This is a genomic window from Candidatus Fonsibacter ubiquis (assembly GCF_002688585.1).
Taxonomy (GTDB): domain Bacteria; phylum Pseudomonadota; class Alphaproteobacteria; order Pelagibacterales; family Pelagibacteraceae; genus Fontibacterium; species Fontibacterium commune.
Genome location: NZ_CP024034.1, coordinates 971,499 through 994,421, shown reverse-complemented (window position 1 = coordinate 994,421; position 22,923 = coordinate 971,499). Strand labels below are relative to the sequence as shown.

At 29.3% G+C, this 22,923-nt stretch carries 25 protein-coding genes, 1 tRNA gene and 1 other RNA gene; 10 read left to right on the top strand and 17 right to left on the bottom strand.

All coding sequences use genetic code 11. From position 1 onward, the window contains the following. Nucleotides 1–14 precede the first annotated feature (14 nt). Nucleotides 15–1,748, top strand: a complete 1,734-nt coding sequence (locus tag CR143_RS05400; protein WP_099340804.1) for an AMP-dependent synthetase/ligase — start codon at nt 15–17, stop codon at nt 1,746–1,748. Between the two features lie 2 nt (nt 1,749–1,750). Here CR143_RS05400 and CR143_RS05395 read toward each other — a convergent pair. The 8 genes from CR143_RS05395 to CR143_RS05360 form a co-directional block, all read right to left on the bottom strand. Continuing rightward, nucleotides 1,751–1,827 (bottom strand) — tRNA-Arg (locus tag CR143_RS05395). Nucleotides 1,828–2,190: 363 nt separating this feature from the next. Beyond that, the gene (locus CR143_RS05390; RefSeq protein ID WP_099340803.1) at nt 2,191–2,997 is read right to left on the bottom strand and encodes a CarD family transcriptional regulator; all 807 of its coding nucleotides are present in this window, start codon (nt 2,995–2,997) and stop codon (nt 2,191–2,193) included. Nucleotides 2,998–3,041: 44 nt separating this feature from the next. Then, a complete protein-coding gene (fdxA, locus tag CR143_RS05385; protein WP_099340802.1) occupies nt 3,042–3,383 on the bottom strand; it encodes a ferredoxin FdxA in 342 nt (113 codons plus the stop codon). A gap of 76 nt (nt 3,384–3,459) precedes the next feature. Beyond that, the gene (locus CR143_RS05380; protein WP_099340801.1) at nt 3,460–5,961 is read right to left on the bottom strand and encodes a helicase-related protein; all 2,502 of its coding nucleotides are present in this window, start codon (nt 5,959–5,961) and stop codon (nt 3,460–3,462) included. 118 nt (nt 5,962–6,079) lie between these two features. Next, nucleotides 6,080–6,829: a C40 family peptidase gene (locus tag CR143_RS05375; RefSeq protein WP_099340800.1), complete on the bottom strand. Its 750-nt coding sequence runs from the start codon at nt 6,827–6,829 to the stop codon at nt 6,080–6,082. A gap of 63 nt (nt 6,830–6,892) precedes the next feature. After that, complete coding sequence (locus tag CR143_RS05370) at nt 6,893–7,291, bottom strand: EF-hand domain-containing protein (RefSeq protein WP_099340799.1); 399 nt, start codon at nt 7,289–7,291, stop codon at nt 6,893–6,895. After that, entirely contained in the window at nt 7,288–8,763 is a 1,476-nt protein-coding gene (locus CR143_RS05365) for an AmpG family muropeptide MFS transporter (RefSeq protein ID WP_099340798.1), read from the bottom strand. The genes CR143_RS05370 and CR143_RS05365 overlap by 4 nt, the downstream gene beginning before the upstream one ends. Nucleotides 8,764–8,805: 42 nt before the next feature. Further along, complete coding sequence (locus tag CR143_RS05360; RefSeq protein ID WP_099340797.1) at nt 8,806–9,330, bottom strand: c-type cytochrome; 525 nt, start codon at nt 9,328–9,330, stop codon at nt 8,806–8,808. A gap of 106 nt (nt 9,331–9,436) precedes the next feature. On the opposite strand from CR143_RS05360, the gene kdsB reads away from it, so the two are divergent. From kdsB to truA, 9 genes are all read left to right on the top strand, one after another. Then, the gene (kdsB, locus tag CR143_RS05355) at nt 9,437–10,174 is read left to right on the top strand and encodes a 3-deoxy-manno-octulosonate cytidylyltransferase (protein WP_099340796.1); all 738 of its coding nucleotides are present in this window, start codon (nt 9,437–9,439) and stop codon (nt 10,172–10,174) included. Further along, entirely contained in the window at nt 10,167–11,003 is an 837-nt protein-coding gene (locus tag CR143_RS05350) for a prephenate dehydratase domain-containing protein (protein ID WP_099340795.1), read from the top strand. Before kdsB ends, CR143_RS05350 begins: the two co-directional genes overlap by 8 nt. 49 nt (nt 11,004–11,052) lie before the next feature. Continuing rightward, an RNA gene (gene ffs / locus CR143_RS05345) (signal recognition particle sRNA small type) lies at nt 11,053–11,147 on the top strand. 5 nt (nt 11,148–11,152) lie between these two features. Further along, nucleotides 11,153–12,856, top strand: coding sequence for a DNA polymerase III subunit gamma/tau (locus CR143_RS05340; protein WP_099340794.1), 1,704 nt, complete (start codon nt 11,153–11,155; stop codon nt 12,854–12,856). Continuing rightward, nucleotides 12,856–13,173 (top strand): YbaB/EbfC family nucleoid-associated protein, encoded by a 318-nt coding sequence (locus tag CR143_RS05335; protein WP_099340793.1) that lies wholly within the window; start codon nt 12,856–12,858, stop codon nt 13,171–13,173. Before CR143_RS05340 ends, CR143_RS05335 begins: the two co-directional genes overlap by 1 nt. Nucleotides 13,174–13,175: 2 nt before the next feature. Next, entirely contained in the window at nt 13,176–13,784 is a 609-nt protein-coding gene (recR, locus tag CR143_RS05330) for a recombination mediator RecR (RefSeq protein WP_099340792.1), read from the top strand. Nucleotides 13,785–13,828: 44 nt separating this feature from the next. Next, nucleotides 13,829–14,359, top strand: a complete 531-nt coding sequence (gene def / locus CR143_RS05325; RefSeq protein ID WP_099340791.1) for a peptide deformylase — start codon at nt 13,829–13,831, stop codon at nt 14,357–14,359. A 7-nt stretch (nt 14,360–14,366) separates the two neighbouring features. Next, nucleotides 14,367–15,287 carry a methionyl-tRNA formyltransferase gene (fmt, locus tag CR143_RS05320; protein WP_204524596.1) on the top strand — a complete coding sequence of 307 codons (921 nt, stop codon included), beginning with the start codon at nt 14,367–14,369 and terminating at the stop codon, nt 15,285–15,287. Next, on the top strand, nt 15,288–16,025 hold the full coding sequence (gene truA, locus CR143_RS05315; RefSeq protein WP_099340789.1) for a tRNA pseudouridine(38-40) synthase TruA: 738 nt from the start codon (nt 15,288–15,290) through the stop codon (nt 16,023–16,025). Nucleotide 16,026: 1 nt separating this feature from the next. Here the strand turns inward: truA and CR143_RS05310 are convergent, their stop codons facing one another. Genes CR143_RS05310 through rpmH form a run of 9 tightly spaced genes read right to left on the bottom strand, consistent with a single transcriptional unit; the run spans nt 16,027 to nt 22,896 of the window. After that, entirely contained in the window at nt 16,027–16,953 is a 927-nt protein-coding gene (locus tag CR143_RS05310; RefSeq protein WP_099340788.1) for a histone deacetylase family protein, read from the bottom strand. Then, nucleotides 16,950–18,110 carry a succinyl-diaminopimelate desuccinylase gene (gene dapE / locus CR143_RS05305; RefSeq protein ID WP_099340787.1) on the bottom strand — a complete coding sequence of 387 codons (1,161 nt, stop codon included), beginning with the start codon at nt 18,108–18,110 and terminating at the stop codon, nt 16,950–16,952. Before dapE ends, CR143_RS05310 begins: the two co-directional genes overlap by 4 nt. 1 nt (nt 18,111) lies before the next feature. Then, entirely contained in the window at nt 18,112–18,930 is an 819-nt protein-coding gene (dapD, locus tag CR143_RS05300; RefSeq protein WP_099340786.1) for a 2,3,4,5-tetrahydropyridine-2,6-dicarboxylate N-succinyltransferase, read from the bottom strand. Beyond that, nucleotides 18,930–19,598 (bottom strand): pyrimidine 5'-nucleotidase, encoded by a 669-nt coding sequence (locus CR143_RS05295; protein WP_099340785.1) that lies wholly within the window; start codon nt 19,596–19,598, stop codon nt 18,930–18,932. Before CR143_RS05295 ends, dapD begins: the two co-directional genes overlap by 1 nt. Beyond that, entirely contained in the window at nt 19,598–20,452 is an 855-nt protein-coding gene (gene argB, locus CR143_RS05290) for an acetylglutamate kinase (protein WP_099340784.1), read from the bottom strand. The genes CR143_RS05295 and argB overlap by 1 nt, the downstream gene beginning before the upstream one ends. Further along, nucleotides 20,452–22,146, bottom strand: coding sequence for a membrane protein insertase YidC (gene yidC, locus CR143_RS05285; protein WP_099340783.1), 1,695 nt, complete (start codon nt 22,144–22,146; stop codon nt 20,452–20,454). The genes argB and yidC overlap by 1 nt, the downstream gene beginning before the upstream one ends. After that, the gene (gene yidD / locus CR143_RS05280) at nt 22,136–22,405 is read right to left on the bottom strand and encodes a membrane protein insertion efficiency factor YidD (protein ID WP_099340782.1); all 270 of its coding nucleotides are present in this window, start codon (nt 22,403–22,405) and stop codon (nt 22,136–22,138) included. The genes yidC and yidD overlap by 11 nt, the downstream gene beginning before the upstream one ends. Continuing rightward, nucleotides 22,405–22,758 carry a ribonuclease P protein component gene (gene rnpA / locus CR143_RS05275; RefSeq protein WP_099340781.1) on the bottom strand — a complete coding sequence of 118 codons (354 nt, stop codon included), beginning with the start codon at nt 22,756–22,758 and terminating at the stop codon, nt 22,405–22,407. Before rnpA ends, yidD begins: the two co-directional genes overlap by 1 nt. Nucleotides 22,759–22,761: 3 nt before the next feature. Further along, nucleotides 22,762–22,896, bottom strand: a complete 135-nt coding sequence (rpmH, locus tag CR143_RS05270) for a 50S ribosomal protein L34 (RefSeq protein WP_099340780.1) — start codon at nt 22,894–22,896, stop codon at nt 22,762–22,764. Between the last annotated feature and the right edge of the window lie 27 nt (nt 22,897–22,923).

The window sequence follows — 22,923 nt, the reverse complement described above, 5'->3', positions numbered from 1 at the left end:
GTAGAATATTGTCTATGAAAATTTCAAATTTTAAAAATCTAAATGAAATTTCTTATTTTCAATTTCAAAAATTTAATAAAGAAGAACATCTTTATTTTAACAACCCAAATTTAAAAAAACTTGAAATATACACCTGGAGTGAAACTAGAAGTTATAGTTTAAAACTTGCTAAATATTTAAATGAGAAAAATGTTAATAAAGGTGATCGTGTTTTAATTGTTTCTGAGAATAGGCCAGAGTGGCTAATAGTTGATCTAGCGATACTATTTAATGGTGCAATCGCAGTTCCTAATTATACGACTTATACAATCAATGATTTTGCATTTACGATTAATGATTGTAAGCCAGTTGGACTAATAGTTTCAAATGATCAATTATTAAATACGGTTTTAGAAGCTTGTAAGAAAATAAATTATAAATTTAATTTTATAATATATTTAAATCAAAATAAATTTGAAGCAGCTCAAAATATTATTAATTTTTCCGATATAAAAAAAAATTCAATTGATGAAGAGGTAGTCTTATCTTTTTTTAAAGATAAAAATAAAGACTTATTAAGGATCGATCCAGCATGCATTATTTATACATCTGGAACACAAGGAACACCTAAAGGAGTTATCCTATCGCATGGTGGTATATTAAAAAATTGTGAAGGTGCTTTAGAATTTTTAGACTTTATAAAAAATTCAAGGAGTACTTTTTTAACTTGGTTGCCATTATCTCATTCATACGAACATACAGTTCAGTTCGTTCAATTAACTTTAGGCGCTAAAATATTTTATTCAGAAAGTTTAGATAAATTAATGAGCAATTTAAAAATTGCTAAACCAACAATAATGACCGCAGTTCCAAGATTTTATACCAATCTTGTAAATAAAATAAAAATTAATTTACAAAACCAAAGTCATTTAAAAAAAATTATTTTTCAAAAGACCTTACAATTAGGTGAAAAAAAAGTTCTGGGCATTCAGATGTCCTTTTTTGAAAAAATTATTAATTTTATTTTAGATTTAATTGTTAGAAAAAAAATTAAAAATCAATTTGGTGGAAAGATTAAGGCATTTATCTCTGGAGGAGGTCCTTTAGATTATAATGTTGGTCTTTTTTTGAACTCTTTAGGGTTGCCAACTTTACAAGGTTATGGCCTTACCGAAGCATCGCCAGTTGTAAGTTGCAATCCTATTAACAAAATAAAAATAGATACAGTTGGAAAGATTTTTAAAGATGTTTCTGTAAATATTGCAAGTGATGGGGAGATCTTAGTTAAAGGCGAAAATCTAATGTTAGGGTATTGGAATAATCAAATAGAAACTGAGAAAATTATAAAAAATGGCTGGTTATATACCGGCGATATCGGGGAGATAGATAATGAGGGCTACTTAAAAATTACAGATAGGAAAAAAGATATCATTGTTAATGCAGGAGGAGACAATATAGCGCCAAGTAAAATTGAAAATTTATTAGCAAATTATCCTGAAATTATTCAAAGTTATATTTATGGAGACAAAAAAAATTATTTAGTTGCTCTAATTGTTGTTAGTAAAGAATTAGAAGATAGAAAAAATAAAATTAGAATTATAATTGATAAAGTAAATCAAGAACTTAGTATCATTGAAAAAATAAAAAAATTTATAATTATTGATGATCCTTTCACTATCGAAAATCAAATGTTAACACCGACAATGAAAATAAGAAGACATCAAATAAAAAAAGTTTTTGGTGAACAATTAGAAAAACTTTATTTCTAATTTGGTGCACTCGAGAAGATTCGAACTTCTGACACCAAGTTTAGGAAACTTGTACTCTATCCAGCTGAGCTACGAGTGCAATTTAGTAAAATATAAATGATTTATAATTTAAAAAAAATATCAAAAAACTATTGTAAACCAATAAAATTTGAATCAAAAAAAAATTTTAGACTCAATTCAAAATTTTTTTGAAAAAATAACAATTTGACTTAGTAAACGATATGTTTTTAAGTATTTGATAATGCGAATCACTTAAATTATTTAAGTGATCATTAACGTAACGGGAGAAAAAAATGGCTAAAAAAAGAAAAAAAGCTAAGAAAACTTCTAAGAAGAGAAAAGCTTCTAGAAGAAAGCCAGCAAAGAAAGCAAAAAAAAGAAGAAGATAGTTTTTTGAGTTTTCAAGAAAAACGCTCTTCAAATTTTTTGAAGGGCGTTTTTTTTATATAGGCTCTGCAGTTACAGTTTCTTTTTTACCTAGAGCCTTATCCAATTTCTTTTTAGCGTCCTCATTACTAAGTTGCATTCCTATTGCCACTTCACCTAATAGACGGTCATATGCTTTTTCGAATAATTGTCTTTCACTATAAGATTGATCAACTGGAATTTCAGTATTTTTATTTAAATCTCTTACAACTTCAGCAATTTGATAGATTTCCCCAGAGTTAATTTTTTGGTCATATTCTTGTGCTCTTCTACTCCACATTGTTCTTCTAATTTTTGGTTTTCCTTTTAATATAGATATTGCTTTATTAATCTGATTGACACTTGATATAGGTCTCAAGTTGCCTTGTTGATTAACAGGAATTGTTAAAATCAATTTATCTTTAGTTACTTGAATTTTGTAATAAGTCATTTCGATATCTGCTATGACGCTGTTTTCAATGGCAACAATTTGACCTACACCATGCTTTGGATAAATAACGTAATCTTTAATTTTATAAATTTTCTTATCAGACTCTTGTTTTGCAACTTTGGTAATTACAATTTCAGCTGCTGCATTTTGTTGAGACGCAGTTAATGGTTTTTGTTCGGCGGCAGGCTGTTGGGTAATCTTTTTTGTTTCTGGGTTTTTAGGTCTTCCACGTTTTCCTTTAGGCTTGATTTCAATTGGTGGCTTTTCTTTTTTAGGAATTTCTTTTTTTAAGGGTTTTTTTTCTAATTTAATTTTTTTATTTTTTTTTATAGTTGGTTCTTTTTTTTTATTTTCTGATTTTTTACTTTTAATTATTTTTTTCAAAAATTCCATGGCGCTTAATATAGCATCTAGTTAGTTAATACAAGCTTAGAGGATTATTTATTACCAGCGCCTGGTTTATCGCTAAAGTATTTTTCAAGTTTGTTAGGCACATTTTTAAATTGATCAGCTTCAGGCAGCGGGTCTTTTTTTTTATTAATATTTGGCCATTTTGCTGACATCTCTTTATTTAATATTACTAATTTTTCAGTATTTTTATTTGTATCTGGCTCAATCGCATTGATAGGACATTCAGGTTCACAAACACCACAATCAATACATTCATCTGGATTAATTACTAACATGTTTTCACCTTCGTAAAAACAATCTACGGGACAAACTTCAACGCAATCAGTTAATTTACATTTAATACAATTTTCATTTACCACGTATGTCATGTTTAATTCTTATGAACTTTTAAGAGTTTAGTTTTTTTATAATATTATTATCTATTCTAAAAATACAGATCTTTATTTAATTATTTAAAGATAAATTTTTTAGAGTAGCAAATGGGTTATTAATATTTTTTTTAATACTATCGTTTTTTAATTTTGTCTTAACTTTTCGTTTAAAATCATAACTAAATATGTCTTTGTCTTTATCTATTTTCTTATAATTCATTAATTTTAGCAATTTTTCAAAATCATCTTTTCCACATCCTAGTAGATTAAGCATCTCAGCGGATACAGAAAATTGGTTGTTATTTGTTGAGCTTATGATTTTGATAAAAAGTTTTTCTAATATATCTACTCTAACTATATAATTTTCAAAGCTTTCAAACCCACATATAAGTAAAAATTCTTTATTTTTTGTTTCAAAATTTTTTAAAAAATTTAGTCCAAAGGTAGGGCACTTTTCTCTTTGAGTTTTATTATTAAAACAATTCCAGAAAATTATTTTTAAATTAACAGCTTTGGGTTTGATCATTAACGGTTGATAGATGTGGTATCTTCCAATTTTGATCCCAATTTTTTTAATATTAGCTCTTTGTTCTTTATCTAAGTTTTTTAGTAGATCTTCAGCATCTAATCTTTTTAATACTCCATGATTTTCAAATAATCTAAAACATAAGGCACGAGCATAACTATTCTCTAAATTAATTTTAGAGGTTTTTATTAGATCATTTAGGTGAAGATTTTTCTCTTTATCAATCCATTTTTCCAAATAATTTTTTAATTCACTCTGTTCATCTACATCTAAAGAATCATCAATTAATAATTTTATTCTAGGATTTAAATAATCTTTTCCTGGCACAATTGTTGCAATAGGGTTTTCTTTCCAGAATATTTTAAAATCCTGTTTTAATTGAAGAGCTGCTGTATCGATATCCTCTTTAATTATATTATTAATTCTTTTTTTTAATTCTTCCGCGACCCCTTGCCGAGCAGCTTTTTTCATAGACTTGATGTCTGATTGAAGTGCCGTGCTTGAAAAATCTAAGTTAAGTCGCAAACCTTTAATAGTGCCAATAAACTGTTTATCAATAATTACCTCATCTTTTTCTGAAATTTTAGTTTCTAGTTTTGCATCTTGTTTTAAGTGTTTAGAGAGAATGCTTATTCTTCTATCAATAAAACTTTTTGATAATTCCTCATGCAATTTTGCAGAAAGTTTGTCTTCAATATCTTTTGTTTTAGCAATCCAATAATCACTATTTTCGACCCAATTTTTTTTATATGAAACATAAGCCCATGTTCTTACATGTGAGATTCTATTCGCAATAGCGTCAATATTTCCAGAATCATTATCCAGACCATTTAATTGTGCGCGCATCCACTCGTTAGGTATTTTTCCTTTGTCAGAAACTAAGAATTCGAAGACTTTTTTTACAATATCAATGTGCTCGTTATAAGAACTCTTTGTAAAATCTGGTATTTGGCAACATTCCCATAAAATTGAAAGATTATTATTTTTATAATCAGTTTTAATATAATTATTTTTAACTATTAAAGTCCTCAATACATTTTCATCTAGCAAATCTTTATTTCGCAAAAGACTATAATCGTTAGGTTTTTGATCAAGGCTATTTAAAAGACTTTCAATATTTGAAAAATTTAAATTTGAATTTCTCCAATAAATATTAATGACACTATCAAATTTATGATTTTCTAATTTTTCTATTTGTTCAGGACTTAATTCATTACATTTTCCAGTAATACCAAATGTACCATCATTCATATACCGGCCAGCACGGCCAGCGATTTGTCCTATTTCTGTAAGACGAAGATGTCTATTTCGTCTTCCATCAAATTTATTAAGACTATTAAAACTAATGTTATCAATATCCATGTTAATCCCCATTCCGATGGCATCAGTTGCTACAAGAAAATCTACATCGCCAGATTGATATAATTGAACTTGAGCATTCCTTGTTTTAGGACTCAATGATCCCATTACGATTGCCGCCCCACCTCTTTGTCTTCGAACAAATTCTGCAAGGGCATAAACTTCATCAACTGAAAAAGCAATAATTGCTGTACGACCAGGAAGTCTTGATATTTTTTTATGACCAGCGTACGAAAGTTTAGAAAATCTTTCTTTAAATATAAATTCTACTTCCGGAATAAATTTTTCAATTATATTTTGCATTATGTTTGATCCAAGAAACATTGTTAATTTGTCTCCACGCATATTTAATAAACGATCGGTGAATATGTGACCTCGTTCAGGATCTGCGCACATTTGAATTTCATCTATTGCAATAAATTCAGCATTTATATCTAAAGGCATCGACTCCACTGTGCATAAAAAATAATCAGCATAAGGAGGTATAATTTTTTCCTCTCCGGTTATTAATGCAACTTTTTCAACACCAATTTTTTGAATACATTTTTCATAAACTTCTCTTGCTAGTAATCGAAGTGGAAAGCCAATAATTCCAGAGCCAAATTGCAACATTCTTTCGATTGCAAAATGAGTTTTGCCTGTATTGGTTGGTCCAAGAACAGCGATAATTTTTTTTTCTAATAAAGACATTTTTAGTATTAAATTTTTTTTAAGATACTACCTATTGTTATTGGCTAAGAACAAAGCAGGCATAAAAGATGACCGAATCATTGAAAAAAATGTTCTCATTTTAATAAATATTTTTTAATTACAATTTTTTAATACGCTTAACACACAATAGTGGCAATTTTGATTTTGAATATATTTTTTTAATTGTTTCTTTTATGCCCATGATAACTACTTTTTTTTTGGCACCAAAAGCATGCACTAATTTTTTATTACTTAATGCAATTGCGACATGTCCTTTCCAAAACAATAAATCACCTTTTTTAATATTTTGAATAGAAATTTTTCTTTTGAAAAATTTTTTTTGATCTTTAGAGTCTCTAGGACAATATATATTATTAAATTTTAATAGTTCTTGCACTAAAGCAGAACAGTCAAGTCCTTGAGGGCTATTTCCACCCCATAAATATTTTGTATTTAAATATAATTTTATATTATCGAGAAAGTGATTTGTTTTAAAATTAATAGGTTTAATGTTTTTTTTTAAAACCCATCCATTATTGGTTTGAATAAAGTTATTTTTATCATTAAAAATAGATATTTTTGAATTAAAAAAGATTTTTTTATTAAGCTTATATTTTTTATTTGGTTTTTTATATAAATTACATTCTCTAGAAATAATTTTATGAGTTTTTTTATTTTTGTCTAAGTATAAATCTTTAGCTTTAATAAAACCTTTATATTTATCGTAAGTTTTATATCCCTTGAAAAAATTACCAATTTTTTTTTGGCATTTAAAATCTTCTCCTAAAAGAATTTGAGTAACAATTTCAGAATTTCTATTATTTTTTTTATAAATATTCGCTACGGGATTTTTTACTGTAAGTAACATTTCTTTATACGTACCAAAAAGTATTATTTAATTTTTACTAAAAACTAAAATTTTTATATTAAATTATTGCTTTGGTGCTGGTGCTGGTACGTTTTTTTTCTGCTCAGCCTGTTTCTTTTTAGCATCCGCCTCTAATTTTTTTAATTTAGCTATAGCTGCATTTTCTTCATCTAAAGTAACGATTCCATCTTTATTAGCATCTGTATTATCAAATCTTGCCGTAGCTTCTTTTATAGGGTTTTCAAAAAATTCATCTTTTGAAATCATGCCATCTTTATTTTTATCAATATTATTAAAAATATTTTCTAATTCTTTTTTATTAAAATCTATGTAATCTTTTTTCTTCAGTGGGAAAGGAGAATTCTGAGCGAAAACTGAGTTGCAGAGTAAAACTAAAACTGTAGATAATAATATTTTTTTCACAAATGATGTATATGCCTCAGTATTATTTCTGTAAATCATCTTTTGCTAATTTTAACAGTTTTATTTATCCAGATAATTAGAAATAGAACTGGAACTCCAATGATTGCAGATAAAACAAAGAATGTTGGGTATCCAAATAAGTTTACAAAACTACCAGCATAACCTGCGATAAGTTTAGGTAAAAATAACATAGCCGAGCTAAAAAGAGCATATTGGGTGGCTGTAAATTTTATTGATGTTAAGGCCGAGAGATAAACTATAAAAGTTGCCCCAGCAAAACCACTTGCAATATTATCAGCGGTAATAACAAAAGCTAAAATTTTAACATCTGCTGTAATGATTGCTAACCAAGCAAATAATAAGTTACTTAAAGCTGAAATTAATGCGCCAATAAACAAAGATCTCATTACTCCTAAATGAACTGAAGCAAGACCACCTATAATTCCACCAACAATTGTTGCTATCGTTCCAAAAAATTTGGAATAGGTAGCAATTTCTGCAATTGAAAAACCCTTTTCTATATAAAAAACATTAGCCATTACACCTAAGACTACGTCCGAAATTCTATATAAGCCTATGAGTAGCAGAATAGATGTTGCTTTAGATCCGTATCTTTTTAAAAAATCTAAAACAGGTTTTGCATAGGCATTTTTTGCAGATTCTTTATTAATAAAATTTGTTTTTATTAGTAAATATATAATTAAGAAAAATATTAAAAAACAAAAAGTAATTTTAATAAATTCATTAATAAAATTTATTATAGGTTCCTTACTATTTATTAAATCTTTAAAATAAGAATAACATAAAATAAAACCAGCAAGAGAAAATAAAAAAGCAAAAAAGAATTTTATTTTTTGATTGTATTTTTTTTCAATATCTCTTTTAATTTTTGGCTCGGAAGAATAAAAAACAGTTATTACACCAAATAACATAAGTACGGCCATTATTTGATAAACTTGTTGCCATACTTTTTGATCATAGATTTCAGTTCCTAAGAATGATGCAATCCAAAGACTTCCAGCACCAGCAACAATCATTCCTATTCGGTAACCCGTTAAATACATTGATGATAGTGCTCCTTGCAAAATTTTTGGCGCAGACTCAATTCTGAAGGCATCCAAAACAATATCTTGGGTTGCACTTGAGAACGCAATAAATATTGCTCCAATAATTGTAAAGATTAAAGAATTTTTTGGATCGGTAAAAGAAATAAAAATTAATGAAAAAATAATCATTAATTGAGATAATATTAACCAGCTTCTTCTGTGTCCTAAGTTTCCTAATATTGGAATCTTTAAATTGTCCACAATCGGTGTCCAAATAAATTTAAAAGAGTAAGCAAAACCAACCCAACTAAATAAAGTAATAGTTGCTCTATTCACTCCTGCTTTAAATAACCAAACTGACAATGTAGAAAAAACTAGAAGGATAGGAAGACCAGCAGCAAAACCTAAAAAAAACATTCTTAGTGAATTGGGATTTAAAAGTGGACTCAAATAAGAGAGCGGCATTAAAAATTAATTTTATTTTTTTTATCTAAGATAGAAAGAAAACTATTTAAGAGTACTTAAATAAGCAATTAGATCTGCTCTTTCCTGATCTTTTGCAATACCCGCAAAAGCCATTTTAGTTCCTTTAATATAGCTAGCTGGTTTGTAAAGATATGCATTAAGTTCATCAACTGTCCAAGTTTTTCCAAAAGCAACTAAAGCAGAGGAATATTTAAAATCAGGATGTGAAGCTGATTTTTTTCCGACAATCCCCCACATTGGAGGTCCAATTTTTACAGCCCCACCGCTTACATTAGTATGACAAGCAGCACATTTTTTAAAAGTGTTTTCTCCAGCGGCAACATTTGCAGAAGCTAATAAAACTTTTATATCCGCAAGTTTTTCTTCTTTTTTATTTTCTTCTTTGCTAGCAGTTTTCGCCTCCTCAACCACTCCTTCAACTTTGTAGCCTGGAGTTTGAGGTTTTTTTACCTGATAAATAAAATCTGTAATTTGATTTAAACCAATTAATAATAAAGCAACAATTAGTACCGCTGCAGCAATTTTATTAAATTCAAAACTATCCATATTCTAGTGATTTTTATAAACTAAATTGTATAACATCATAATCTTTAAAGTAAAAAATTTTTTTTAAAATCTAATTTATGCGTCTTACGGTCGCATAATTTTAATTATGGACAACACAGTTATTTTAATACCAAGCCATTTACGAGCAACTAGATTACCCAATAAACCATTATTATTAATTAACAATAAACCTATGATCGTTCATTGCTGGCAACGAGCAGTAGAAAGTAAAGTCGGAGATGTATACGTTGCAACTGCAGACGAGGAGATTGCCAAAATTATAACAGCGGTTGGTGGCAAAAGTATTTTGACAAGCAAAGAGCACAAAACTGGCGCTGATAGAATTTATGAAGCTATAGAAAATAATTTTTCTAAAAAGCCAAAAAATATAATTAACCTCCAAGGAGACATGCCCAACATTGATCCTTTAGCAATAAAGTTGTTAGATAAATTTATTAAAAATAATTCTTATGAAATAGCAACGCTTGCCACAAAACTAAACTCTAAAAATGATTTAGAAAATAAAAATATTGTTAAAGTTGAAACTAAAAAAGAAATGCAAATTAATAATTTTTCTAATGCTTTAGATTTTTTTAGATTGAAAGATATTAATCAAAAAAATTTTTACTATCACCATGTTGGCATTTATGGCTATCAATATGAAACATTAAAAAAATTTATTTCTTTAAAAAGAAGCGATAATGAAATTGCTAGAAGCCTAGAACAAATGCGCGCTATGGATAATAATATTTCTTTAATTGTAGGACTGACAGATTCTTATCCTTTAGGCGTAGATACTATTGAAGATTTAGAAGAAATAAGAAATATTATGAAAAATGGGTAATAAAATAATTATACAAGGAGAACAGGGCGCTTATTCACATTTAGCGGCAGTCAAAATTTTTAAGAAACCCGAAATGTTATGTTGTAAAACTTTCGAAGATGCTTTTGCAAAAACTAAAAGTATAAAGAATAGTAAATTATTAATCCCTATAGAGAATTCTATTGCAGGCCGGGTTGCGGATATTCATTATTTGTTATCTTCTTCAAAGTTAAAAATAGAAGGTGAACACTTTCAAAAAGTTGAACACTGTTTATTGGGATTAAAAGAGGTTTCTATTAAACAAATAAAAACTGTAAGAAGCCATGCGCAAGCAATTGGTCAATGCAAAAAGAATATTAATAAATTGAAACTGCAGCCAATTGTTGCTGCTGATACGGCTGGTTCTGCAAAGTATATTTCCGAATATCAAATGGAGTCAGAGTCTGCCATTGCCTCAGCCCTTGCTGCAAAGATTTACGGATTGAAGATTTTAAAGAAAAATTTTGAAGATTTAAAAGGCAATGTGACAAGATTTTTAATCATGTCTGCTTCGGCAAGACCAAAGACATATAAAAAAAATAAAAAATATATTACTTCTTGTATTTTTCGCTTAAAAAGCGTGCCGTCAGCACTATACAAGGCACTAGGAGGATTTGCTGAAAATAAAGTTAATCTTACAAAACTTGAAAGTTTTTCAACTGGAAATTCTTTTAAGCAGGCAAGTTTTTATCTAGATATTGAAGGGCATATTGAAAATTTAGCAGTAAAAAAAGCTCTTTCTATTTTAAAAAAACATACTGAAAAATTAGATATTTTAGGTGTTTATTTTGCTAATTCATTTAGATATTAAAATTATTATAGCTGTCGTTTTTTTTTAATTATCTTGTTATAATATTTTGGGAGATTGGTGGCAGGTGGAGGTTACGCTAATCCGGTCAGGTCTGAAAAGAAGCAGCCGTAACGATAATTTTTCAGGTTGTCCTCAGTCTCCCGTTTTTTATGGAAAATAATCGTAAAGGTTTATCATTAAAGTATCGGCCACAAAGTTTTGATGAAGTCATAGGTCAAGATGTAATGGTTCAGATTATAAAAAATGCGATCAAGATGGATCGTATTCCTAATGCTTATTTATTAACAGGTATTAGGGGTGTTGGAAAAACAACAACTGCAAGAATAATTGCCAAAGCTATTAATTGTAAAAATTTAGAAAATTTAGAAAATTTAGAAAAAAAGTGCGATGGCTTTTGTCATTGTGAAGCAATAACAAATTCAAATCACATAGATGTTTTAGAGATGGATGCTGCTTCTAAAACAGGTATCGACGATATTAGAGAATTAATTGATTCAGCAAAATATTATCCAACAAGCGCTAAGTATAAAGTATTCATTATTGACGAAGTCCATATGTTATCAAAGCAAGCTTTTAATGGCTTGCTTAAAACTTTAGAGGAACCACCTCCTCATCTTAAATTTATTTTAGCAACCACGGAGGTTAAAAAAATACCACTAACCATTATTTCAAGATGCCAAAGATTTGATCTCAGAAGAATTAAACTTGAAGAAATGCTCTCTTTTTTAAAGAGAATTTCCGAGAAAGAAAAAGCAAAAATTAACGATAAGGCATTAATGTTAATTGCAAAAGCTTCAGAGGGTTCTGTAAGAGATGCTTTATCTATATTAGATCAGGCTATTTCAACATTTAATGTTTTAGGAGAAGAGATAACTGAAGTATCCGTTCGAACCATGTTGGGAATAGCAGATCGATCAAGAATAATTGATCTTGTACGCTTAATCATTGATGGCAAAAAAGAACAAGCTCTTGAAGAATCTCAAGAAATATTTGATTTAGGAGCAGATCCAAAGTTAGTCCTTCAAGATATGCTTGAAGTTATTTATTTAATTTCAAGAAGTAAAAGTTTTGGAAAAATTGAAAATGATCTGACAGTTTCAGAATCAGAGTCTGATCTTATCTTTAGTTTGTCTAAAGATATTGATTTTTCATATATCTCAATGATCTGGCAATTTATTCTTAAAGGAATTGAGGAGTTAAGTTTTGTTCCTAATTATTTTCTGTCTTTTCAAATGCTAATTATGAGATTGATACATTTAAAAGATTTACCAAGCCCAGAGCAACTTATTGATGATGTTTTAAGTTCAGACACTGTTGGAATATCAGAGTCTAATGAGCAAAAAGACGATTTTAATGAAATAAAACCTGGAACAATAATTAACAAACAAACATCAGCCAAGACACAAATTAAAAGCGTTACACAAGAAAAGACAGAGGAAATTGATCGAACTCCAAAAATTTTGGAAAAAAAGAAAGAATTAGAAAATTTCGAAATTATTAATTCATTTGAAAAGTTGGTAGAGATTACAAATCATAAAAAAGAAATAGAATTAAAATTTGATTTAGAAAGAAATGTTAGAGTTGTAAAATTTGAAAAGGGAAAAATTGATATTTCATTTAACGAAAAATTATCTAAAAACTTTGTCAGATCTTTAACAGAAAAACTTAAATTATGGACAGGTGAAAGATGGATTATTTCTTTATCGAAAGAAACAGGCAAAAGTACAATATTTGAAAATAAAGAAATTTATAAAAAAAAGTTATTACATGAAGCCCTTGAGAGTGAAGTTTATAAAAAAATCAAAGAAAATTTTCCAGATGCAGAACTAAGTGATGTAGAGGAGGTCAAATAATGGATTTTGGTGGGATGTTGAAAAAAGCCCAAGAGATGCAACAAAAAATGATGGAAGCAAAAGCCTCATTAAAGAACCTACAAGCTGAAGGAGTTGCAAATAACGGTGCGGTGAAAGTAATTTTGAATGGTGATCATGAAATGATCAAGATAGATATCGATCCAAAATTAATGACAGAAGATAAGGATGTTTTAGAGGATTTAATTATTATCGCGACTAATAATGCAAAAAAAGAAATTGATGCAAAGTCATCGGAGGAGATGTCAAAAATAACTGGTGGCTTAAAATTACCTCCTGGATTTAAACTTCCTTTTTAGTAATGAAAACTAATTCCCACCCAGATTTAGAAACACTAATGTTTCTAATTGCAAAATTACCAGGACTTGGACCTAAATCTGCAAGACGTATTGCTCTTTATCTTCTTAAAAATAGAGACAATATTATGAAACCGTTGTCAGGTGCTTTGGATAAAGTTTATCAAAATGTTGCGCGTTGTAATATTTGTGGAAATTTTAAAACTAATAAAATTGACTGTAATTGTAGTAACAAAAATAATTATGAGCAGATTTGTGTAGTAGAAAATGTAGCAGATATGTGGGCACTCGAGAGCACCAATGTTTATAGTGGCCAGTATCATATTTTAGGAGGAACTCTATCAGCTATAAATGGGATAAATCCTGAAGATCTTTTAATAGGTTCGTTAGTAAGCAGGATTAAAGCAAACTCAGTAAAAGAAGTGATCCTAGCAACAAGTGCAACAATCGAAGGGCAAACAACAGCTCATTATATTAAAGATAGTATTAAAAATCTAAATGTGAAAGTAACAAAGTTAGCTCACGGTTTGCCAGTGGGCGGAGAGATTGAATATTTGGATGATGGAACATTATTTTCAGCATTTAAATATCGCAGCTCTCTAAATAGTGATTAGTATCGAGTGCTTGATTAATTAAGTAGATTTAGTATTTTTTCATTATGACAATTAGGCAAATCTTAACAGAACCAGATCCACAACTGAGAATTAAATCAAAAACAGTTCAAAAAGTTGACGCTGAAATTAAAAATTTAATGAAAGATATGTTAGAGACAATGTATGCAGCTCCTGGCATTGGCCTTGCCGCTGTTCAAATTGGAGTTCACAAAAGAGTAATTGTTATAGATATCGCAAAAGACCCAGAACCAAATAATCCAATGTATTTTGTAAATCCAGAAATCGTCTGGACATCAGAAAAAAAATGTACTTTTGAAGAAGGGTGCCTTTCGTTACCTCAACAGTTTGCAGAAATTGAAAGACCAGAACAGTGTCATGTAAAATATTTAGACCAAAACGGAGAAGAACAGCTATTAAAAGCTAAGGGATTACTTGCAACTTGTATTCAACACGAGATTGATCATTTGAATGGAGTCTTGTTTATCGATTATTTATCGAAATTAAAAAAATCTTTCATTTTAAAAAAACTTACAAAAGCCAAAAAGGAAGCTGTTTCAGATCAGATCAATTTTTAGGTAATCCATGTCATTAAAAATAATTTTCATGGGAACACCAGAGTTCGCTGTTCCCGCATTAAAAGAATTAATTAGAGAAAAATTTGATATTGTTCATGTTTATACGCAGCCGCCAAAAAAATCTAACAGAGGCTTAAAAATTGAAAAGAAACCTATCCATGTAGAAGCAGAAAAAAATAATCTAAATATTCATCATCCAAGCTCATTAAAAAATGAGCAAGAATTAAATTTTTTTAGGAAAATTAATCCTGATTTGGTCATTGTTGTTGCGTATGGTCAAATTATTCCTGAAAATTTTTTAAGTTTATCTAAAAAAGGTTTTATTAATATTCATGCCTCTTTATTACCTCATTGGCGAGGTGCTGCGCCTATTCAAAGGTCAATTATGAATGGGGATCAATTTACTGGAGTCTCAATTATGAAAATTCAAAAAGGCTTAGATACGGGACCGGTTATGTTATCTGAAAAAGTAGAGATTAATCATAAATCTAATTATGGCTCATTAAGTGAACAATTATCTGTTTTAGGATCAAAACTAATTATTAAAGCAATTAATTTAATAAATGAAGATAAAGCTAAATTTGTAGAACAAGACCATACAAAGGCTACCCATGCTAAAAAAATTACACACGAAGATGAAGAGATTAATTGGAATAATGATGCAAAAAAAATTGTGCAACAGATCAATGCACTAAATCCAAGTCCAGGAGCTTTTTTCAAATTTAAAAATGAAAAGATTAAAATTTGGAGTGCAGTAGTTACAGATCAAAAAGGAAAAGTTGGCACAACTCTTAATGAAAATCTTTTAATTGCATGTAAAGATTACGCAATTCAAGTTTTAGAAATACAAAGACCTGGAAAAAAAATTCAAAAAGTAAAAGAATTTTTATTAGGATATAAAATTCCAAAAGCATCTCAACTATTATAAATGCCAAGATTAAAATGTATCGTTGAATATGATGGTACCCGATTTGTGGGCTGGCAAAGACAGTTGAATGGTCGGTCAATTCAAGAAGCAATTGAGCAAGCGATTGAAAAGATTGCTGAAAAAAAAATAACAATTTTTGGAGCAGGAAGAACAGATACAGGCGTCCATGCTGTGCATCAAGTTTTTCACTTTGATTTCAATAAAGACATTGATGCTAAAAAAATTACTGATGCTTTAAATTTTCATTTAAAAGATGACTCAATTAGCATTTTAAAAACTGAATTAATAAATGATGATTTTGATGCAAGACGAGATGCAAAATTGCGAATTTATAAATACGTTATTATTAATCGAGACTCACCACTTTCCATAGAAAAAGATCGAGCTTGGCAATTAAAAATAAAACTTAATGAAGAAAATATGAATGATGCTGCACAAATTTTAGTAGGCACTCATGATTTTACAACGTTTAGATCAACATCTTGTGGAGCAAAATCTCCAATAAAGACAATGAAGAAAATAAATATTTTTAGAAAAGAAGACTATATTTATAGCTATTTTGAGTCAGAGTCTTTTTTACAACATCAAGTTCGTTCAATGATGGGATGCATAAAGCTTGTAGGTGAAAATAAATGGACAAAAAAAGATTTACTTGATGTTTTAAATTCTAAAGATCGCTCTCAATGTGCTACTCCAGCGCCTGCAGCTGGATTGTATTTAGAAAATATTATTTATTAATTTAAACTTCTAATAAAGCCTCTACGTGATATTTAGCACTTTCTTGAATAGCTGAAAGATTATAGCCACCTTCGAGTATTGAAACTATTTTATTACTACAAATTTTTTTTGCAATTTTCATAATTTCTTTTGTTAGGATGTAATAGTCTCTAGACTCTAAATTTACATTGGCTAATGGATCATTCTTGTGAGCATCAAAACCCGCTGATAATAATATAAATTGCGGTCTAAACTCATTAAGTTTGTCATAAACTTTCTTATAATTATTAAAAAACTCTTCAGAAACCGTTCCCGCCTTTAGAGGAATATTTAAAATATTGTTAAATTTACCAATTTCATCCTTAGAACCTGTGCCAGGATAGAATGGAAATTGGTGGGATGAAATATATAAAACCTTCTTTTCATTATAAAAAATATCTTGAGTCCCATTTCCATGATGAACATCAAAATCAATGATTGCTACTTTATCTAGTTTATATTTTTCTAATAAATAAGTGGCACCCACTGCTACATTATTAAATATGCAAAATCCCATGGCCTGCTCTTTTTCAGCATGGTGGCCAGGAGGTCTTACAACACAAAAGGCATTATCAAATTCTTGATTCATTACGGCATCGATTGCGTTTATGATTGCTCCAACAGCATCGTAAGCCGCTTTTTTACTGCCCTTAGAGACAATTGTATCTCCATCAAGAAAAACTAGATCTTCTTTTGGAAATGATTGACTAATTTTTTCTAAATATTTTTTTGAATGGGTAAGCTCAATGTATTTCTCATCAAAAGACCCAATTTCTTTCCAGATTAATTTTTGTGATTGTATTTTTTTTAAACCAGTTAATATTGCTGGGATTCTTTCAGGACATTCTGGATGACCAGGGCCCGTGTCATGTTTAATGAAGGAATTCGATGTAAATATACAAGTTGTCACTTAAAATAATTAAAAAGAATGTCTCGATATATATTTTTTAATTTTTTTAAATCAGCAACCCTGGCCATTTCATCAACTTGGTGAATTGTCTTTGCAATTAAACCAAATTCAACACATGGAGATATTTTTTTTATAAAACGAGCGTCAGAGGTTCCTCCAGTTGTAGATAGTACAGGATTAATTTTAGTGCTTTTTTTTATAACATTTTTAATCATGTAAACTGTTTTATTAGGTTTTGTTAAAAATGATTCTCCAGAAACATGGTATCTAATTTTATAATTAGCTTTGAACTTTTTAGAAGTAGAAGAAAAAATTTTGTTTAGTTTTTTCTTAATAGAACTAGATGTGTGCAAATTATTAAATCTTATATTAAATGAGGCCTTTGCTTCAGCTGGGATGACATTATCTGCAGTATTATCAATATTAATTTTTGTAATTTCAAGATTTGATGGTTCGAAGTCTTTATTACCCTTGTCTAGTTTTAATTTTTTTATTTTATTTAAAATCTCAATGATAATTGTAGATGGGTTATTAGAACTATGTGGATATGCAACATGACCTTGAGTGCCAATTATTGTTAAATGACCAGTTATGCTTCCCCTTCTTCCAATTTTAATCATTTCTCCCAACTTATTTTCATTAGTAGGTTCTCCAACTATACAAAAATTAATTTTTTCTTTTTTTTGAATTAATTTCTCAATTACTTTTTTTGTGCCATTAACAGCTACAGTTTCTTCATCACCAGTTATAAGTAAACTTATTGATCCATTCATTTTTTTATTTTTTTTTAAAAATTCACTAACAGCTGCTATAAAACAGGCAATAGAGCCTTTCATGTCGCTAACTCCACGACCAATTAGTTTTTGATTTTTAATAACACCACCGAAAGGATTAACAGTCCATGATTTTAGATCTCCAACTGGAACAACATCAGTATGTCCGGCAAAGCAAAAGTTTGGAGAATTTTTTCCAACTTTTGCATATAAATTTTTAATTTGTGGAGTTCCTCTTTCTTTAAACTCCATAATTTGGCACTTAAAACCTAATTTTTTAAGATTTTTTGCAACAACATTAATTGCACCATCATCTTTTGGTGTTACGCTTTGGCATCTGACAAGATCTCTTGCTAAAGAAACTTCATTAATAGTCTTTAGCATATTAATCTCTTAGTAAGTCGTTTATTGAAGTTTTGCTTCTAGTTTTTTCATCGACTGTTTTTACGATAACAGCACAATACAAACTTGGTTTATTTTTATCTTCATTTGGAAGCGTTCCTGAAACAATCACCGAATAAGGAGGAACTTTTCCATAAATAATTTTATTTGTTTTTCTATCTATAATTTTAGTTGAAGCGCCAAGATAAACTCCCATAGAAATTACAGAGCCTTCGCCAACTATAACACCCTCGGCCACTTCTGATCTTGCTCCAATAAAACAATTATCTTCAATGATAACTGGATTTGCTTGAAGAGGTTCTAATACTCCACCTATACCAACGCCTCCAGAAATATGACAATTTTTTCCAATTTGTGCACACGAACCAACTGTTGACCAAGTATCGATCATTGTTCCATCATCAACATAAGCTCCTACATTTATAAAAGACGGCATTAGCACAACATTTTTTCCAATATACGCAGATTTTCTTATAACTCCATTTGGTACCGCTCGAAATCCAGCTTTGAGATGTTTTTTTTCATCCCAAAGAGTTGTCTTTCCCTCAATCTTATCAAACCATGCGGCGTAAGGACCTGATAAAACTTTATTATCTTGAATTTTAAAACTTAAAAGAATTGCTTTTTTTATCCATTGATGGGTATGCCATTCATTATTTTTTTTTTCACAAACTCGAATAGTGCCTGAGTCTAAGTTTTCTATAGTTTCATTAATTGCTGAAATAATTTTTTTATCAGAATTTTTATTTATTGAATTTCTATCTTCCCAGGCTTGTAAAATAATATTTTCAAAACTCATGATTATTTAATTAACAAATTACACTGTTCAAGAAAATGATCTAATTGCTTTATTTTAAAGTGAACATGGTCTTGATCATGACCTTCTTTTGCCCAATTATCCTCATTTATTACCCAACCTGTTTTCATACCGAGATCGTGCGCAGGTTTAAGATTTCTTGCAATATCCTCAAAAAAAATACTTTGTTCAGGTATAATTTCATACTTTTTAATAAGTCTTTCATAAGGAAATCTTTCTGGCTTTGGAATAAATTCACAATCTACAATATCAAATATTGAAAAAAGATTTTCATCCAGTTGTAAATTGCTCACCACATTTTTTGCATGTTTTCTAGAGCCATTGGTAAATATAATTTTTTTTCCAGGTAAATTTTTTATTTCGTTATTAAGTTTCTCATTCTTATTTAAAAAACTATAATCAATATTATGTACAAATTCTAAAAAGTGATGGGGATCAATATTATGATACTTCATTAACCCATTTAAAGTTGTACCGTGTTTTTTAAAATAATCGTTTTTTATTTGAATGGCTTCTTCATTACTCACATTTAAATTTTCAGTTATAAAACTTGCCATCAGTTTATCAATTTTTGAAAATAAATTTGTAGATGAAGGATAAAGAGTATTATCTAAATCAAAAATCCAAAATTTTACATTTTTTATTTCATTCATTATTTTACTATAAGCGTTCCAGCTCCAAGATTGGAGAATAATTCAAATAGAACAGCATGGGATTTTCTTCCATCAATAATAACAACACCATTTACGCCAGATTCAATTGCACTAATACATGTTTTTATTTTTGGGATCATTCCTCCGGTAATTGTTCCATCATTAATTAAATCAAGAGCTTGTTGTGTGGATAGCTGTGATATTAAATTTCCCTGCTTATCATTTACTCCCGGTACATCGGTCATAAGCAAAAGTCGTTCAGCCTTGATTTGATTGGCAATCGTTCCAGCAGTTGTATCTGCGTTAATATTATAAACTTGTCCTTTAGCATCCATTCCCATGGGCGCTATCACAGGAATAATTTTTTCTTTAAACAAGTTATTTAAGATTTTAATATCAATTTTCTTAGGTTCACCAACAAACCCCAACTGTTCATCAATCGCCTTATCAATGTGAATTATATTATTTTTTCTAACCGTTACGGACTCTGCTTTTCCACCATAATGATTTATAGCGTCTCTTAGATCAGGATTTATTTCATTTAATAAAACATCTTCAACAACTTTGATAACATTTTTATCAGTAACTCTTAGTCCTGAAATAAATTTGCTTTCTAGATTTTGAGCGTCTAACTTAGTCTTGATTTGTGGGCCTCCTCCGTGAATGACCGTTACATCAATATCTAATTTTCTTAAAATAGCTGCATCTTGTGCAAATGCTTTTGATAAACTTTGGTCAGACATTACTTGCCCACCGTATTTTAGAACTATTTTTTTATTTTTATATTTATTTAGATAAACCGAAGCTTCTTCAAGTGATGGACCAAGTTCTGGCCAAAAAGACTTTATGTCCATCAAACAGTCTTAACCGTAGTTTTTCTCATGATGTAATACTGCTGCGCCATTGTTAAAATATTACTAGCAGTCCAATAAATGACAAGTCCCGATGGAAAACTTGCCAACATAATTGTGATAATGAAAGGAAACCAGGCAAATATTTTAGCTTGAATTGGATCTGGAGGCGCTGGATTTAATTTTTGCTGAAGGTACATGGTGATGCCCATTAAAATTGGCCAAATCCCAATCATTAAGAATGTAGGCGGCTCCCAAGGAATTAGACCAAATAAATTAAAAATAGTTGTTGGATCGGCAGCTGATAAATCTTTGATCCAACCAAAAAAAGGCGCATGACGCATTTCAAGGGTTACAAAAAGCATTTTATACACAGCAAAAAATATTGGAATTTGTACTAAGATCGGCAGACACCCCGATAATGGATTAACTTTCTCTCTTTTATAAAGAGCCATTATCTCTTGCTGAGTTCTTCTTACATCATCTTTATAAAGTTCTTTTATTCTTAACATTTCTGGCTGAAGAACTTTCATTTTTGCCATGGACTTAAATGAGTAGTTAGAAAGGGGAAAGAAAACGCTTCTTACAAGCGCTGTTAATATAATAATAGCCACCCCAAAGTTTCCAACAACTTTAAAAATATAGTCTATTACGAAAAATAAAGGTTTAGTAATAAAGTAAAACCAACCCCAATCTATAGCTAAATCAAATCGGTCAATTTTTTCTTTTTCAGCATAACTGTCGATGGGATAAACTTCTTTAGCTCCAATAAAGATTTTGATATTTCCCGCGGCACTCTTTTGAGGGCTAATTGTATTAGGTTCTGATATTATAAAATTTGCTTTATAATTATTGGTAAAAGAGTACTCCCCTTTAAATGATTTACCGCTTTCTGGAATAATAGCTGACATCCAATATTTATCAGTAATTCCAAACCAACCACTTTTACCATTATAAGTTTTCTTTTCTTTTTCTACCGCTGAATAAGTTTCTTCTTTTAGGTTTTTATCAACAACACCAATTAGTCCTTCATGAAGAATATAAAAATTTTCTGTAGTAGGCTTTGCATTCTTAGTGATCTGTCCGTAATGGAATAAATCAACCGCTCTATTTTTATCATTTCTTACTGTTTCAGTAATTTTAAATAAATATTTGTCATCAATTTCAATTTTTTTTGAAAAAATTAATCCTTCTCTACTATTCCACTCTAAAGTAATTGGAGAATTTGGTGTTAATTTTTTACCCTCTTTAATTTGCCAAAGACTATTATTGTCTGGAACTTTGATATCAGATTTAGTGGTTGCCCAGCCCGACTCTACAAAATAACCTTGTTCATATTTTTTTGGACTAAGCAGAACAATAGGTTTGCTATTAGGATCTAATGTTTCTCTGTAATTTTTTAGAATAATGTCATCAATTAATGCGCCTCTTAAAGATATAGAGCCAGATAAATTCTTATTCTCGATTAATACTCTATCGCTTTCTTTTAAAGCTTCATTTCTAGAAATAGATTTGGCTGGATTTGCTTTTGAGGGTTGAGGCGCTTCTGGCTTTTGAATATTTGTTTGAGTTTCTGTTTTTCCCTGAATTTCGGCTCTTTTTCTTTGAGCCTCTTCAGGATTTTCAAAATAGAATGACCAACCAATTAAGATTGCAGTAGACAATATTACAGCTAGAAGAACGTTTTTATTTTCCATCTTTAATTTTTCTATTGATTACTGGATCATAACCAAATCCACCGCCTAAAAATTTAATAGGGTGACATCTTAAGATCCTAAGAATTCCTTTTAAACTTCCTTTGATAAATCCAAATTCTTTTAAAGATTGTATAAAATATTCTGAACAGGTTGGATCATAATGACATGCGTTATGAAAAAAGGGTGATATTAAAAATTTATAAAGTTTAATAAAGCCTGTTAGAATTAAAGAAAAAAGTTTATCAATTTTTTTTATCATTATTTTAACGAGCCAAATTTATATCCAAGTTCTTGAACTATTTTATTAAAATCAACATCATATATTTTTGATTTTGCAAAAACAGCATACTTATATTTATTGTTAAATGAATCAATCTCAGTAATCGCTTTACGTGCAGCCATTTTTAATCTTCTTCTAATTTTATTTCTTTTTACTGCATTTCCGAGCTTTTTAGCTGAAACAAAACTTATATGAATTTTATTTATTTCAGGAGCAGTTTCTTTGTTAGCATAATAAATAGTAAATAAATCAGAGCTTACTTTTTTTGCTGAAAGAATTTTTTTAAATTCAGAATTGCCTTTAAGACTTTCAAATTTTAGAGTCTTGGGCATGACTTAAGCGGATACAGATTTTCTTCCCTTAAATCTTCTTCGCGCAATAACTTTTCGACCACCTTTAGTTGCCATACGTGATCTAAAACCGTGTCTTCGTTTTCTTACTAATTTACTTGGCTGATAGGTTCTTTTCATTGTGATAATTAGAATTTGGCTATTTAT